11 protein-coding genes are annotated in these 15,565 nt (G+C 67.3%); 1 reads left to right on the forward strand and 10 read right to left on the reverse strand.

Going from position 1 to position 15,565, the window contains the following annotated elements; translation table 11 throughout:
• Positions 1–12: 12 nt before the first annotated feature.
• The 8 genes from AC0CH3_RS16225 to AC0CH3_RS16260 form a co-directional block, all read right to left on the reverse strand.
• Positions 13–603, reverse strand: coding sequence for a response regulator transcription factor (locus AC0CH3_RS16225; protein WP_056017188.1), 591 nt, complete (start codon positions 601–603; stop codon positions 13–15).
• Positions 600–2,207, reverse strand: coding sequence for a sensor histidine kinase (locus AC0CH3_RS16230; RefSeq protein WP_354303677.1), 1,608 nt, complete (start codon positions 2,205–2,207; stop codon positions 600–602). Before AC0CH3_RS16230 ends, AC0CH3_RS16225 begins: the two co-directional genes overlap by 4 nt.
• 90 nt (positions 2,208–2,297) lie before the next feature.
• The gene (locus tag AC0CH3_RS16235) at positions 2,298–4,205 is read right to left on the reverse strand and encodes a putative bifunctional diguanylate cyclase/phosphodiesterase (protein ID WP_465238066.1); all 1,908 of its coding nucleotides are present in this window, start codon (positions 4,203–4,205) and stop codon (positions 2,298–2,300) included.
• A complete protein-coding gene (locus tag AC0CH3_RS16240; RefSeq protein ID WP_465238067.1) occupies positions 4,202–5,332 on the reverse strand; it encodes an FIST signal transduction protein in 1,131 nt (376 codons plus the stop codon). The genes AC0CH3_RS16235 and AC0CH3_RS16240 overlap by 4 nt, the downstream gene beginning before the upstream one ends.
• Positions 5,333–5,490: 158 nt before the next feature.
• Positions 5,491–6,528, reverse strand: coding sequence for a YeiH family protein (locus AC0CH3_RS16245; protein ID WP_354303682.1), 1,038 nt, complete (start codon positions 6,526–6,528; stop codon positions 5,491–5,493).
• Positions 6,525–8,576: an alpha-glucosidase gene (locus tag AC0CH3_RS16250; RefSeq protein ID WP_354303684.1), complete on the reverse strand. Its 2,052-nt coding sequence runs from the start codon at positions 8,574–8,576 to the stop codon at positions 6,525–6,527. Before AC0CH3_RS16250 ends, AC0CH3_RS16245 begins: the two co-directional genes overlap by 4 nt.
• Before the next feature lie 31 nt (positions 8,577–8,607).
• The gene (locus tag AC0CH3_RS16255; protein ID WP_354303686.1) at positions 8,608–9,675 is read right to left on the reverse strand and encodes an LLM class flavin-dependent oxidoreductase; all 1,068 of its coding nucleotides are present in this window, start codon (positions 9,673–9,675) and stop codon (positions 8,608–8,610) included.
• A complete protein-coding gene (locus AC0CH3_RS16260; RefSeq protein WP_465238068.1) occupies positions 9,672–10,580 on the reverse strand; it encodes an aldo/keto reductase in 909 nt (302 codons plus the stop codon). Before AC0CH3_RS16260 ends, AC0CH3_RS16255 begins: the two co-directional genes overlap by 4 nt.
• Before the next feature lie 152 nt (positions 10,581–10,732).
• Between AC0CH3_RS16260 and AC0CH3_RS16265 the strand changes: the two genes are divergently transcribed.
• Positions 10,733–13,165 (forward strand): TonB-dependent receptor, encoded by a 2,433-nt coding sequence (locus AC0CH3_RS16265; protein WP_465238069.1) that lies wholly within the window; start codon positions 10,733–10,735, stop codon positions 13,163–13,165.
• Positions 13,166–13,216: 51 nt separating this feature from the next.
• Here the strand turns inward: AC0CH3_RS16265 and AC0CH3_RS16270 are convergent, their stop codons facing one another.
• Together AC0CH3_RS16270 and AC0CH3_RS16275 are read right to left on the reverse strand one after the other, a co-directional pair.
• Positions 13,217–14,467, reverse strand: a complete 1,251-nt coding sequence (locus AC0CH3_RS16270; RefSeq protein ID WP_354303689.1) for an MFS transporter — start codon at positions 14,465–14,467, stop codon at positions 13,217–13,219.
• Between the two features lie 32 nt (positions 14,468–14,499).
• Positions 14,500–15,546 carry a LacI family DNA-binding transcriptional regulator gene (locus AC0CH3_RS16275; protein WP_354303691.1) on the reverse strand — a complete coding sequence of 349 codons (1,047 nt, stop codon included), beginning with the start codon at positions 15,544–15,546 and terminating at the stop codon, positions 14,500–14,502.
• Positions 15,547–15,565: the final 19 nt, after the last annotated feature.

Consider the following 15,565-nt stretch of genomic DNA (forward strand, 5'->3'; position numbering starts at 1 on the left):
GGCGATCGACGGTCATCGGGCGAGCGCGATCAATTGGGCGATGCCGTTCGCACCCGTCTTCGCGACGATGGCGGCGCGGTGGTCCTCCACGGTCTTCGGACTGATGTCGAGCGCAGCGGCGATAGCCTGGTTGTTGTGCCCCTTCACGAGCAGATCGAACACCTGGCGCTGCCGCGGGGTGAGCGTTGCGGTGCGCGCGATCGCGGTGCGTTGCGCACGCGACCACGCGACACCCTCGGCGACCGCGGCGAGAAGCCGGGCCTCGTCGAGCGGCTTCTCCAGATAGTCGAGGCCCCCGTAGCGCCGTACCGAATCCACCGCGTTTGCGGTGGTCGGCCATGCGGTCATGAACACGATCGCGACCGCAGCATCGAGCGCCCGGACGCGATCGGCGAAATCGAACCCGTCGATGTCGCCCATCATCACGTCGGTCACCACGCAGTGCGCGGGCGCCTGGGGATAAAGGTCAAGCAGCGCGACCGGGTCGAGAAACGATTCGGCGACATGCCCGTGCCGGCACAGCAACCGCGCGACCGTGGCGCCCAGATCATCGTCGTCGTCGACCACATAGACGGTGCCAGACAGTGCGTCGCTCACGGTCATTGCGGCTCTCCGATCAGCGGCAGCAGAATCGTCGCACGCGCTTCGCCGATATCGTCACCGACGCGCGCGAGGCTGCCGCCATGCGCCTCGACGATCGCGCGCGCGACCAGCACGCCGACCCCCATGCCGGCTTGATCGGGGCGATTGCGCCGGCATCGGTTGGTCACGACGATGCGTGCCTGGTCACCGACCTGCGTCGCTGCGAGCGATACACGACCGTCGCCGCTGGCCTGTACCGCGTTGCGCACCAGATTGACGATCGCCTGTGCAAGCTCGACTTCCTGCGCAAGCACGACGAGGTCCGGGGCGACGGGTTCGATCGTCAGCGTGACGTCGTGCGACCGCGCTTCGGGCTCCGCGAGCGCGGCGGCCGTGGCGATCAACGTCGCAAGCGGAAGCGGCGTCGGCTTGTCGACCGTGCGCCCGCCGAAGCGCCGAAGCCGGCGTACGAGCGTGGAGAGCGCCGCTGCCTTGCGATCGATCAGCGCGGCGGTGCTGGCGATCTCGACATCGGCGGATACGGTGATCTCGTGCAGGTGCTTGGCTTCGATCGCGAGGGTCGACAGCGGCTGGCTGATCTCGTGGATGACCGCGACCGACATCGCGCGCAGTGTCTTCAACCGCTCGGCCTGGAACAACAGCCGGTCGCGGCGCTGCAGATCGCTGCGCGTCCGCGCCTGTGCATCTGAGAAGCTGCCGGCGAGGTACCCGACGACCATGATCGAGGCGAGGCTCATGTGCAGCGCAAGTCGCGCATCGACGCGCATCGGCATCGCCGTCTGCGGCAGCGTCATCGCCGCGACCGCGACGATCGCGAGCCAGCTCGCGGTACGGCCGAACCGCAGCCCGATCCACGCCACCGCGAGGAGCAGCGGGGTATGCGGCGTGCCCAGCCCGATCGACGCGAGCAGGACCTCGCTCGCGAAGGAGAACAGCAGCACGAGCACCGCCTCGACCACGCCCGCGATGTTCGGCCGGGCGGGGCGCGACGCACTGCCGCTCGCGAGCTCGGCGAGCCACAGCAGCGGCGGCGTCAGCAGCAGCACGCCAAGCAGATCGCCGACGATGAACCCGGTCAGCGACGCGATGACTTCGCGCATCCCGGATACACCGGTGAGATCGGGGCGCCACAGCGACCAGGGCAGCGCGGCCATCGCCGCCGCAACCGGTGCACCGACCGATGCGAGCCCAAGCGGCATCGGCGCGACGCTCAGGCTGGTCGTTGCATGATCGGTCATCCGCCGCACGAGCAGGACGACCAGCGCATAGGCAAGCGCGGGCCGCACGACGCCGCCGAGCTGCGTGGCGAAGCCCGCCGACAGCGGATCGATGATCCCGGTGACGAACTGGACGGCGACTTCGGTGGCGGCAACGCCCAAGACCAGTCGCGGCCCGCGCCGCCAGAGCAACGCCATGCGCAACCCCGCCGCAGGATAGAGCAGCGAATAAAAGCCACGGCCGCCCCATTCCGCGGCAACGTAATGCGCGACCCAGAACGCGACCGCATATCCGGCGAGCCAGGGCAGGTCCGCCGCCGTCGGCACGATCACGGCAAGACGTGAAGAGGGGCGGGGCAGTGCAAAGGGCCGGGCAAGCGTCGTCATCAGCCCCCGTCTGCACGATCCGGGGGGCGAGGACTATCCGGGCAATTCCCGGACGGCGACGTTCGATACGGGCCGATCGCCGTCACGGGCTTACGCTGCCCTGGATTGCAGCGCGAGCATGCGCGAGACGAACGGCAGCGTGTCGGCGAGTGGGACGGGGCGGCTGAAATAATAGCCCTGCGCGCTGTCGCATTTCTCCGCGACGAGGATGTTCAGCTGATCGAGCGTCTCGACGCCCTCCGCGGTCGACATGATCCCGAGGCTGCCGCAGAGGCCGGTCACCGCGCGGACGATCGCCAGGCTGTCGCTGTTGGTACCGAGGTCGCGGACGAAGGACTGGTCGATCTTGACGCGGTCGAACGGAAAATTGCGGATATGGCTGAGCGACGAATAGCCGGTGCCGAAATCGTCGAGCGAGATCAGCACGCCGAGCCGCTTCAGTTCGCGGAGCTGCTTGATCACGCCGGCGGTATCCTCGAGCATCGCGCTTTCGGTGATCTCGAGCTCGAGACGGCGTGGATCGAGCCCGCTGACGCGCAGCGCGCGGGCGACCATGGCGGGCAGCGTGCCTGACTTGAACTGCAGTGCGGACAGGTTGACCGCGATCTTGACGTTTTCGGGCCAGCACGCGGCATCACGACACGACCGCATCAGGACGAACTCGCCGACGGCGCCGATCAGACCGATCTCCTCGCACACCGTGATGAAGTCGTTCGGGGGGACGATCCCGCGCTCGGGGTGATACCAGCGCGCCAGCGCCTCGAAGCCGACGACGGCGTGAGACCCGATCTCGATCTGCGGCTGATAATGCACTTCGAACTCTTCGGACTTGAGCGCACGCCGGAGTTCGATCTCCAGCTCACGGCGGCGGGTCGCAAACACGTGCATGTCGGGCGTATAGAAGCAGTAATTGCCACGCCCGCCGCTCTTGGCACGGTAGAGCGCCAGGTCGGCATCGCGCAGCATCGTGTCGGGGTCGAGCGAATCGACATCGACCGTCTCGACGCCGATGCTTGCGCCGATCTGGATATGGTGGCCGGCAATCTCGAACGGCTGCGTCAGCTCGTCGATGATGCGGCGGCAGAGTTGTTCGATGGCGTGATCCGACGTCACATGCTGAACGAGGATCGAGAATTCGTCGCCACCGAGACGCGCGACGACGTCGTGGTGGCGCACCAAGGAGACGAGGCGTTCCGCCACCGCAACCAGCAGCGCATCGCCGACCGGGTGGCCGAGCGTGTCGTTGACCAGCTTGAACCGGTCGAGATCGAGGCACAGCATCGCACACCGATCGCCGCGGCGGGCGTTGCGCATCATCTCGTCGAGCCGCTCGCGCAGCAGCGTCCGGTTGGGCAGGTCCGTCAGCGCGTCGTGGCGCGCCAGATGCGCGATCTGCGCGGAGGCGTTGCGGGCCTCGGTGACGTCGGCAACCGTGTCGAGGAAACCGCCATCGACCAGCCGCGTGCGTTCGATCGTGATGGTTCGCCCATCGGGCCAGCGCTGCTCGATCTTCGCTCCATAGGCCGACGCGGCGCCGTCATATTCCTTGACCAGCCGACGATGTTCGCTGGCGGTGCTGACCGACAGATACGGGCTGCTGCGGAGAACCTCGTCGAGCGTCGACCCGGGTGTGGCCTGGTTCAGGCCGTATATGTCGAGGAACCGCTGGTTGGTCAGAACGAGATGACCGGCGGCGTCGAACAGCGCGAGCCCCTGGTTCATGTTGTCGAGCGCGGCCTTGAAACGCAGATTCTGGAGCGCGCTTTTCGCCAGCGCCACCTCCAGTTCCTCCGCCATCAACCGGTTCGCGCGATCCGACCGGCGCCGATCGACGTCGGTTTCGGTATAGGTCGCGGAGACGAGCGCGAGCAGGCGATCGATATCGATGCCGCCATCGGGCAATCGCGCGCGCTCCGCCTGCCGCGCCGCGATCTGATGCAGTGCCGGCCGCGGCGGCGCCGGCGGTTCGACCGGTATCGGGAGTGCCGAAAGGGTCATGTGCGTTCGCCGATCAGGGTGATCGTCATCGTCTGATTATGCAGGCACGGTACCGCGGTCAGATTTTGCGGCGCGATTTCCCCGTAGGAATAGAAACCTGCGAGCGCGATGTCGGCGCCGAGCACGGTCGAGACGGCCGCAAGTTCCTCCTCGGTGCGCTGCCCCATCAGCAGCCGGCGGCCGACACAGCTGATCGCAAGGCATGCGGATGGCGCGACGCCCCATGTTGCCGCCTGGTCGGCGGCGTGTCGCGCGGCGCTCGATGCGCCGTTGATCAGGTCGTCGAACATCCCGCGCATCAGTCGCGCCTTCCATCCCTGCGGCATGTCGCCCGCGAAGGTCAGCGTGCCCTTGTCGCGGTCGATCGCGAGCAGCGTGCGGACGACACGGTCGTCGGGTTTTTGCGGATCCCAGATCTCGAGCGGATACAGAAGGCCCGATGCCGGCAGATCCGCCGCCTCCTCGCCCAGATAGCGTTCGTAAAGCGCGAGTGCCGGCTCGTCGTCGAGGCCGCGCAACTCAGACCCCGCCGCATCGCTGATCGTGCGCAATGGCCCGAAGGGCTGCCATCCGCCCGCGCTGCCGTGCGCGATGCGGACATGGTCGCCGTAGAAGCCGATCGCGGCGACGACGTCCGAGGGGTTCCCGCCCCGTGCGAGCACGCGGGTGTCGCTGAACCGCGCGCCATCGCCCGCAAGCCCGCCGCTCAGGACGACGGTATCGCCGACCGCGCTGCGGATGCCCGCGACCAGCGCGCTGCCATTGACGTTGAGGCCGTTCGACAGGATGAAAATCCCCGCCAGCGAATCGTCGGCGAGATCCCGCGCGAGACCAGCCCCTGCGGCGAACGACAGGTCCGAGTCGGGCAGCGGCTGCACCGCCAGCGCGAGCCTGGTATGGTCAAATCCCATGCCGAGAACGACGACCGCGTCGTCGTCGATCTGGTTGCCGGAGACCATGGTACCCGAACTGCAACCGGTCAGGATCGCGCCATCGTAACGCTGCGCAAGCCGATCGATGAAGGCTTGGTCGGCAAGGCGTTCGGTCGGGCCGAAGACCATCACCAGATCGGGCGCAGCCGGGAAGGTCTCGGTCTCGATGCTGCCGTTGATGCGCTTTGACCACATAGCTTGACGTCCCGGACTGGCGGTGAGCCCCGCTTTTGCCGGTCGAATGGTTTCGGCTCTATTGTCGGATCCCTAAGGAAAAACCCGTAATGCGCCGACGCCCGCGTCTCGCGTCGACGCGACATACGCTGAAAGTCTTGAAGAAATCTTCCCGCGCTTCAGACCAGCAACACCGACGCCGCCAGCGACAGCAGTAGCGCGACCAGCGACGCGGCCATGATCACGAGCAGCGGCCGGGTCCCGGTGCCGAGCAGCGCCTGCATCGGCGCGCGGATCCCGGTCGCCGCGACGGCACAGGCCAGGAATGCGGCCGCGACGCCTTGCGCGGACCGGCCGACGATGGCGGGTACCGGGACGACCGAGTTGATCGCCGCGACGACAAAGAACCCGGTGACGAACCAGGGGATCGACAACCGCGCCCGCTTGCCACCTTCTGCGGGGAGGAACGTGGCGATCAGTGCGAGCACGGGTGCAAGCAACGCGACGCGGGTGAGCTTGACGATGGTCGCGATCTGGCCCGCATCGTCCGAAAAGGAATAGCCGGCGCCGATCGCCTGCGCGACATCGTGGATCGACGCGCCGAGCATGAACCCGGCCTGCCGTTCCGACAGCCCGAGCTGATGGGCGATCAACGGGTAGAAGAACATCGCCGCCGCGCTCGCCGCGGAAATGCCGACCAGCACGAACGCCAGCTGCCCCTGATTGACGCGCCGCTCGCCGAGCGTCGTCGCCAGCGCGAGCGCGGCGGATGCACCGCAGATCGCGACCGATCCGCCGGCCAGCATACCAAAGGCACCGGTGAGCCCGAGCGCCCGCGCCACGACGATCCCCGCGCCGAACGTCGCGAGCAGGATGAGGACGACGGCGAGAAGCGTCATCGGCCCGAGCCCGACGATCTGCCCGATCGTGACGCGCGCGCCGACCAGCACGATTCCCCAACGCAGCAGCGTCCTCGACGCGAACCCCAGCCCCGGCGCCATCCGCGCGTCGCCGCGGAGGAAGTTCAGCGCCAGCCCGATCAGCAGCGCCATCAGCGTGAGCGGTGCATGATAGCGATCCGCGACGAACCCGGCGGCCATGGTCGCCAGCACCGCCACGCTCAGTCCCGGCCACAGGTCGCGCCAATGCCTGCGGGGTTCGTCATCGAGATCGTTGTAGAGATTCGCCGCCTCGAACTGCGCGAACCTTTCGCTCATCGGGACGCGGCGTCGACCAGGCCCGCAAACAGCGCGGCATGGTCGCTGCCTTCGCGCCAGAAGACGGGGGGCTGACCGATCGGGGCCGCGACCTCGATCGCGCTGCCGCCGGTGAATCGTTCGCCCGACCAGAGATGAACCCAGGTTGCGCCAGCCGGAAGATAGGCTGTCCAGCGGTCGACGCCGGGTTCGATCACCGGCGCGACGATCAGGTCGGGGCCATAGCCATATTGCGTCTCGATCCCCCAGCAGTCGCGGTCGTCCTCCCAGTCGAGCAGCAACGCGCGCTGCAGCGGCAGTCCGGTCTGTACGGCGGTATCGCACAGCGTCGCGACATAGGGCGCAAGTGCCGCATGCACGCGCGTCATCGCGACGAAGTGCGCAAGCACCGCCGGGTCGCCGTCGAGCTGAAGATTGTCGTCGGGACGATTGCCCTCATGGCTGCGCATGACCGGCGAAAATGCGCAGAGTTCGGTCCACCGCATCAGCAGTTCGGGCGTCCGGACGTTTCCGTACAGGCTCGTATATCCCCCCAGATCGCTGTGGTGATAGGCGTTGCCGAGCATGCCCGACGACAGGGCTGCGCGCACCACCGTGCCGATCCCGTCATGGCGCGAAAAGTCGACGCACTGGTCGCCCGCCCACAGCAACGGGCAGTAGCGACCCACGCCGGTAAAGCCCGCGCGCATGAAGAACAGCGCATCGCCGGTTTTGCCGCGCGATTCGATCGCGCGGGCGTTCACCTCGGCCCAGATCGTCGGCCAGGCATTGTGCGCGAGCATCCCCTCGGTGCCGTCGTGCAGCCGGACGTCGGTCGGCAGATACTCGCCGAAATCCGCCATCCAGCCTGACAATCCGTAATCGATCATCTCGTGACCGATGACGTCGTCGGCGAACCATTGCGCGGCGGCAGGGTTGGTAAAATCGACGATCCCGCAATCGAATTCCCCGAAATCGACGCTGTAGGGCGCATCGATGTCGAGCCGGCGGACCAGATATCCCGCCGCCAGCGCGTCCTGGTACAGTGCGCCGTCGATGGCGAGATACGGATTGACGTAACCGAGGAACCGAATGCCGCGATCGCGAAGCGCGGCGATCCGGTCGCGAAGCCCGGGATAGCGCGTCTCGTTGGCCTTCCAGTCCCAGAACAGCCGCTTGCCGAAGCTGGTGACGCGCAAGCCGACCCAGTCCTCGCACCACAATCCGCTGACGACGGCGCCGGCCTCGATCATCGCCTCCATCCGCGCAAAGCTCTGCTCGCCCTGCTTGAGGCCGAGGATTGCGCCTGCATATGCCCAGGCCGGCAGGACAGGCTGGCGGCCGAAGCGCGTCGACAGTTGCGACACCAGCCCTGCAAACCGGTCGGCGGCGAACAGGTCGATCCGTTCAGGGACCTCCCAGACCTCGATCTCGTGGAAACCGGCATCGCGAAAATCGAAACAGCTATACGCGGTCGTATCGCAATGCAGCGCGTAATGGCGCGACGAGACATAGCTCGGCTGCGGATAGTTGGTGTTCCAGTAATCACCCCCCGATCGGCCGTCCCGGTCGCACTGGAACGTCATCAGCGTCGACTTGTCCCGGCCGACGCCGGGTTCCGACGTCCACATCGGAAAGCGTCGTCCCGCCATGTCGAAATAGGACAGCTGCTCGCCGCCGCCCCACAGCCGCTCACCAGGCTCGGCAACGCAGCGCAACCACAGGCGATTGAGTGCAGGGTCGAGCGCAGCGAACCAAATGCCGGCGGCGTCGATCGTGATCCGCAGACGTGGCGCGGTATCGGCTGCCGCGGACAGCGTCACGGTGTCGCCGTCGATCGTCGCATGCGTCAGCGGAATGCGCGCATCGAGCCGGTCCGACAGGAAATAATTCCCGCGGTACATGTCGACGTCCGCGCGTCCGCTCCCGACGAACAGCGCCGGCGCGTCGGTGCGATGGCGCATCACCAGCGTGTCGCCGATCGACAGGTCGAAGCCATTGCCCGCTGCCGCGCGGTGCAGCGAGATCGCAGCACCAATATCGTCGAGGCGGGGGGGCGTGGCGTCCATCATCGTCTCTCCGGTGCGGCGTGCGGCGCTGTCAGTCGAGCGTCAGCGGCCCATGTTGCATGTTCGGCAGCACGTGCCGCGCGAACAGGTCCGCTTCGGCGGCGTGCGGATAGCCGGACAGGATGAACGCCTCGATCCCCATGTCCTGATACATGCGCAGCTTGGCGAGTACCTGGTCAGGATCGCCGACGATCGCGGCACCGCAGCCGGACCGTGCCCGACCGACCCCGGTCCACAGATGCTCCTCGGCATACCCGCCGTCGGTGGCGTTTTCGCGCAGCGCGACCTGGGCCGCGACACCCGCCGAGTTGGTATCGAGCGACTTGTTGCGAATGGCCTCGCCCTGCGCGGCGTCGAGTTTCGACAGCAGCCTGTCGGCGGCGGCGCGTGCCTCGGCCTCGGTATCGCGGACGACGACGTGCGCGCGATACCCGAATTTGAGCGTTCGGCCATGCCGTGCGGCGCGCGCGGTCATGTCGTCCATGATCTCGCGGACGACCTGCTTCTTGTCGGGCCACATCAGATAGACGTCGCAGCCCTGCGCCGCCGCTTCGCGCGCATCGGGCGACAGGCCACCGAAATACAGCGGCGGGCATTTCCCCGACACCGTGGTGACCGCCGGCGGATCGAGCTTCAGGTTCCAGAACTCGCCCTGGTGATCGAGCGGTTCGCCATCGAGCATCGTCCGCAGGATCTGCATCGCCTCGAGCGTGCGCGCATAGCGTGGCGCCGACGCCAGCGTTTCGCCGGGCAGGTCGGAGGAGATGATGTTCACCGTCAGCCGCCCGCCAAGGATCCGGTCGATCGTCGCGATCTGGCGCGCCAGCTGCGGCGGCCAGCTTTCGCCTATCCGGACCGCCATCAACAGCCGGATGCGGCGGACCATCGTCGCGATCGCCGCGGCGAAGGCGGTGGTGTCGATCCCGAGCGCATAGCCCGATGGCAGCAGGATATTGTCGAAACCGCCGCTTTCCGCCTGCAGCACGATGTCGCGGCAATGCTCCCAGCTCGACATCAGCTTCGGATCGGGAACGCCGAGAAACTCGTAATCGTCATCGCACAGCGCGGAGAACCAGCTGACCTCGCAGCGCCGCGTCATGGCAGTTTTTCTCCGAGGCTGGCTTCGAGAACCGCATACCATTCGGCGCGGGTCCAGGTCGGCGTATAGGCATCGCCGATCGCGGCTATCCGTGCGGGGTTCTGCGTCCCGACGATCGGGATGGGCCGGGCGGGATGCGCCATGATCCAGCTATAGGCGACCGCCGTACGATCGACGCCGGCTTGCTCCGCCTTGCGATCGAGCAGCGCGACGACGGCCTTTGCCCGCGCGTCCTGCGGCGCGGCAAGCCGACCCCCGCCAAGCGGCGACCAGGCGAGGACCGCCATCCCGCGCGTCATCGCCTGGTCGAACAGCCCGCTGAACAACGGACCGGTTTCGAGCGCGGAGAATTCGGGCTGATGACTGGCGATCGGCACGGTCAGAAACGATGCGAATGCCTCGGTTTGCGCCACCGTATGGTTGGACACGCCGATTGCGACGATCTTGCCCGCGGACCGCGCGTCGTCGAGCGCACGCGCGACTTCCTGCGGGTGCGCGAGCAGGTCGGGGCGGTGGATCTGATAGAGGTCGATCCGCTCGCAGCCGAGCCGCGTCAGCGACGCGTCGATCGCGCTCGCAAGATATTCGGCGCTCGAATCATACGGCACGCCCATGCTGATGCCACCCTTGCTCGCGAGCACCATCCGGTCCCGCAAGCCGGGCGATTCCGCCATCACGCGACCGAGCAGGGCTTCGGCCGCACCGAATGACTCGCCATTGTCGAGGCCATAGATGTCGGCCGTATCGAGCAGCGTGACACCGGCATCCAACGCCGCCTCGACCTGTGCGCGCGCCGCCGCGACATCGGTTCCACCAAAGCGCCACATGCCCCAGGCGATCGTGCTGACGGTCAATCCGGTGTCGCCAAGGGCGACGGTGCGAGCGGGGGGAGCGATATAAGACACCGTTGTCTTATGCGAAAAAACGGGCGTAAAGAAAAGCCGAAATGGCGACGTTGCGATCGCCAAAGACATACTTTGGCGCGGGCTTCGCCTGTGCTGCGTATGAGACCGTTTCGGAGGTCGCGGCTCGGCTGGCGGCTCAGGGGAGAATGACGATGAAGACGACGACGCGGGTCCTGATGCTGATGGGGGCGGCGCTCCCCGCGCTGACCGCGGCCTCTGCCAACGCGCAGGATGCCGCGCCATCGGCCCCGACATCGAGCCCAGCGCCACAGGCCGGACCCGCGGCCCCACCGGCGCCGGGCGTCGCTGCCGAGCAGCCCGCCGCCCTTTCACCCCCCGCGGATCTGCCTGCCGCACAAAATGGCGAGATCGTCGTCACGGCGCAGAAGCGCAGCGAGCGGTTGCAGGACGTTCCGATCGCGGTCTCGGTGGTCAGCGGGCAGGCGCTGGCGGCGCTCAGCCGTCCGGGCCTCGAAGGGGCGGTCACGCTGGTGCCCGCGCTCAATTTCCAGAAATCGGGCACGACGCTCAACCAGTCGCTGTTCCTGCGCGGCGTGGGTACGACCACCTTCTCGATCGCGGGCGAGCCCTCGGTATCGACCGTGGTCGACGGTGTCGTGTTCGCACGGTCGGGCGAGGCGTTCGGCGATCTTGTCGACATCGACCGGCTCGAGGTGCTGCGCGGGCCACAGGGGACGCTGTTCGGCAAGAACGCGTCCGCGGGCGTCGTCAACATCGTGTCGGTCCAGCCGACGCGCGAGCTGGGCGGCTATGTCGAAGGTGGCTATTTCACCAACGGCAACGAGCGACGCGTCCGCGGCGCGCTGAACATCCCGGTCAGCGAGGATCTGCTGACGCGCTTCACCGGCTTTTACGGCCGCTATGACGGCAACATCCGCAACGTTGCGACGGGTGGGGGCCGGGTGAACGGCTATGAGCATTACGGCGCGCGCGCGCAGGTCAAATGGACCCCGAGCAGCGCCACGACGATCGCGCTGATCGGCGATTATCACCGCAATGACGACAATTGCTGCGCCGAAGTCATCGGCACGGGCGCGCTCAACGCTGCAGGCGCGCCGATCACCAGCCCGGTCTTCGCGGTCCTGCCGACGCCGCTCGGCGACCGGACGCGCACCGTCAACCAGAACCTCGTCACGCGCACGAGGGAGGAGGGCTATGGCGTCTCGGTCCAGGTCGATACCGAGCTCGGAACGCAGACGGTGACGAGCATCACCGCGTACCGCGACTATCGCAACACCGAGATCCGCGACGGCGATTTCCTGCCGCGCGCCTATGTCGGCTTCAACCAGTTGCACGATACCGGTCCGCAGACGGGCAACACGTTCAGCCAGGAGTTGCGCCTGACATCGCCCGCGCGCCAGTTCCTCGCCTATGTCGTCGGCCTCTATTATTCGCGCGCCGAATCCGAACGGATCTATTCGCGATCGGATATCGTCTGCAACGGCGCGACGAGCTTGGTACAACCGGTGTCGTGCGACACCGCCGGCGCGCCGGCCTCCACGACGCCGTTCGGGCGTGCGGATTTCGGGTCGGTGTTCAAGAACATCTCCGCCTTCGGTCAGGCGACCGCGAACGTCACCGACCGGTTCCGCTTCATCGGCGGTCTGCGCTGGACCGCCGACCAGCTCGATGTCTTTCACAGCCGTGCGACGACGCTGGCGGGGCCGGGAATCCAACCGAGTTTCCCGACCACGCCGACCGGGACGGGCAACCCCGCAACCGCGTTCACCGGCAAGACGACGAACACCAACCTGTCGGGCAAGGCGTCGCTGCAGTACGACGTGACACGCAACGTGACTGCCTATGGCGGGTATACGCGCGGCTATAAGGGGCCGGCGTTCAACGTCTTCTTCAACCTGACCGCCACCGGCACGAACGTGATCGCGCCCGAAACGTCGGACAGCTACGAGGTCGGGCTCAAGAACACGCTGTTCGGCGGCAAGCTCGTCCTCAATCTCGACGCGTTCTACGCCAAGTACGACAATTTCCAGGCGAACAATCCCGACCTGGTCGCAGGCGTGGTCGTGACGCGCTTCACCAATGCGGGGAAGGTCTCGACGCGCGGTGCCGAGGCGGACATCGTGCTCCGCCCGGTCGACGATCTCTCGGTCTCGGGCGGGATCGCGTATACCGATGCGCGCGTCGACCAGTTCCTCCAGGCACCCGGTGCAGCGGTCACGGCGGTGATCCCGGCTGGCACCGCGCTGCCGTTCGCGCCCAAGTGGAAGGGGTCGCTCGGCGCCGATTATCGCTGGCGTACCGGCGGCGCGGTCGACCTCTTCCTCGGCGCGCAGGGGAATTACCAGTCGAAGCAACTCGCCTTGTTCTCGCCCGACGCGGTCCAGCGGCGCCAGGGGACGATCGACAGCTATGGCCTGGTCAACCTCTCGGCGGGGGTAGGCGACGCGGACGACCGCTACCGGCTGACGTTCCAGGTCCGCAACCTGTTCGACCAGAGCTTTGCTGCGGCGATCCAGAATGGCGGGCCAGCGGGTTCGTACCGCTATCAGATCCCGCGCGATGCGGATCGCTATTACGGGATCACCGGGCGCATCAACTTCTGACGACGGGGACCTGGATCCGAGCGGCCCCGGCATGATCCGGGGCCGGTTTCGTCAATGCGCCGGCGCGGTTGTCCGCGCTGCGCCGGGCTCGGCGAGCACCAGCCGGGGCACCAGCAGGTGCACCAGCGCAAGACCGATCAGATACGAGCCGCCGCAGACGACCAGCATCGGCGCATAGCCATAGCCCGCGTCGAGCGAGAAGCCCGCGCCTTCGATCATCGCCATCCCGCTCAGATTGCCGGCAAAGGCGCCGATCCCGATCGCGGTGCCGATCATCCGCGACGGAAAGATGTCCGCGGTCATCGCGAAGACGTTGGTCGAGAAACCCTGATGCGCGAACAGCCCGAGGCCGAGCAGCGACGCCGCGACCCAGGCGTCGCCCGTGAACAGGACCAGCGGCACGGGCAGGATCAGGAGAGCGTAGAGCAGCATCGACCCCTTGCGCGCGCGGTTCATGCCAACGCCGCGCGCCATCAGCCATGTCGGCAACAGCCCGCCGCTGAGCGATCCCAGCGCGGCGAGCAGGTAGATGAAGGCGATTGGCAGCCCCAGTTCGCCCTGCGACAGCGCGAACATCCGGTGGAACAGGTCGGGCATGAAGAACAGCAGGAACCACCAGCACTGATCGCTCAGCGCCTTGGCGGCGATGACCGCCCATTGCCGGCGATCGCGCAACAGTTCGCCCCAGGGGATCCGCGACGCAGGCGTGTCGGTGGCGGGGGCGGCCGCGCTGCCGGTCCGCGGCGTGACGACGAGCCAGACGACGACCCAGACGAGGCCGAGCCCGCCGGTAATGAGGAATGCGGCCTGCCACCCGAGCCACAGTGCCAGCGCGGGCACCGTCAGCGGGGCCAGAACCGCGCCGAAATTGGACGCCATGTTGCCAATGCCGAGCATCACCGATCGCTGTTCGGGCGGGAAATAGGTCGCGGCGGTCTTGACCTGTGCGGGCGTACCGATCGATTCCGCGGCACCGAGTAGCGCGCGCACGCCAACGAAGCCCGCGACGCTGGTCACGAACGCATGCGCCATCCCGGCGATGCTCCACGCCGCGACGCCGATCGCGAACCCGCGACGCAGGCCGATCCGGTCGATGAACCAGCCGGTGCCGAGGAACGACACCGCCGCGCAGAACTGGAACGCGGACGCCATGTGACTGTAGTCGCGGTCGTTCCACCCGAACTCGCCCTGCAGCATCGGCTTCAGGAGTGCGATCACCTGACGATCGACATAGTTCAGCATGATCGCCGTAAAGGCGAGAACGACAATCGCCCATCGCCGTGCGTCGACGCGGTCCTGCATCTGGCCTCTCCGATTTTCTTGAGGCAGCGGTGTCACGTTGCGGTCGAATCCGTCAAGCCGGGGGGCGAACTGGTCGACTCGCGGACGACGAGGGCATGCGCGAGACAGCGCACACCTTTGGCCTCGCCGAACAGGAGATCCGTCGCCTCCACCGCGAGTTGCCTAACGGGCTGGTGGATCGTTGTCAGCGGCGGCCAGACCAGCTGCGCGAGCGGCGCATCGTCGAACCCGGCGACCGACAGCGTCGCCGGCACCGCGATCCCGCGACGATGCGCCGCGACCAGCACGCCCGCCGCCATGTCGTCACTCGCCGCGAAAATGGCGGTCGGAGGATCGGGCAGATCGAGCAACGCGTCCGCCGCCGCCTTGCCCGAGCCGAAATCAAACGCGCCCTGCCGCACGCAGGCGGGATCGTCGGGAATAGCTGCCTCGGCCAGTGCCCGCCGATAGCCGGCAAGCCGCTGGCCCGAGGTCGCATAGCTGCGCTCGCCGACGACGAACCCGATCCGGATATGCCCCAGCCCGATGAGGTACGCGGTCATGTCATAGGCCGCCGCCTCGTTGTCGATCGCGCTGCCGGGCACGCCGGCGGTGGCCGCGCCGGGCTGCAACCGGACGAACGGAATCCGGCGCCGTGACAGCTCGTCCATGACCTGCCGGTCGTCGCAGGCTGGCGGCGTCAGTACCAGCCCGTCGGGATGCGCCTGGTCGATCAGCGCGACGATGTCGTCGAACAGCGTCGGCGACGCCCGGTCATAGGGCTGGGCGATCATCCGCACGCCTTCGCGCTCGCAGCGCTCGCGGACGCCCGCCTGGACTTCGAACACGTACCATGGGTTCGGATTGTCGCAGATCAGCGCGATCTGATGCGAGCGGTGCCCGGCCAGCGCGCGCGCCGCCTGGCTTGGCTGGAACCCGATCTCGGCCATCACCGTGCGCACGCGGTCCCGTTTGTCGGCGCTGACATAAGGCTGGTTGTTGATGACGCGCGAGACGGTCTTGAACGATACGCCTGCCAGCCGCGACACGTCGCGGATGGTCGGGCGCTGCGGCGTCGGCGCGGAGGACTTGTCGGCCATCGCGCCTGCCTACGCAGCG

Source organism: Sphingomonas sp. AC449 (genome assembly GCF_979253475.1).

Coding starts and splice junctions, on each gene's coding strand:
- AC0CH3_RS16225 (WP_056017188.1), bottom strand. CDS start 603: ATGACCGTGAGCGACGCACTGTCTGGCACCGTCTATGTGGTCGACGAC.
- AC0CH3_RS16230 (WP_354303677.1), bottom strand. CDS start 2,207: ATGACGACGCTTGCCCGGCCCTTTGCACTGCCCCGCCCCTCTTCACGT.
- AC0CH3_RS16235 (WP_465238066.1), bottom strand. CDS start 4,205: ATGACCCTTTCGGCACTCCCGATACCGGTCGAACCGCCGGCGCCGCCG.
- AC0CH3_RS16240 (WP_465238067.1), bottom strand. CDS start 5,332: ATGTGGTCAAAGCGCATCAACGGCAGCATCGAGACCGAGACCTTCCCG.
- AC0CH3_RS16245 (WP_354303682.1), bottom strand. CDS start 6,528: ATGAGCGAAAGGTTCGCGCAGTTCGAGGCGGCGAATCTCTACAACGAT.
- AC0CH3_RS16250 (WP_354303684.1), bottom strand. CDS start 8,576: ATGGACGCCACGCCCCCCCGCCTCGACGATATTGGTGCTGCGATCTCG.
- AC0CH3_RS16255 (WP_354303686.1), bottom strand. CDS start 9,675: ATGACGCGGCGCTGCGAGGTCAGCTGGTTCTCCGCGCTGTGCGATGAC.
- AC0CH3_RS16265 (WP_465238069.1), top strand. CDS start 10,733: ATGAAGACGACGACGCGGGTCCTGATGCTGATGGGGGCGGCGCTCCCC.
- AC0CH3_RS16270 (WP_354303689.1), bottom strand. CDS start 14,467: ATGCAGGACCGCGTCGACGCACGGCGATGGGCGATTGTCGTTCTCGCC.
- AC0CH3_RS16275 (WP_354303691.1), bottom strand. CDS start 15,546: ATGGCCGACAAGTCCTCCGCGCCGACGCCGCAGCGCCCGACCATCCGC.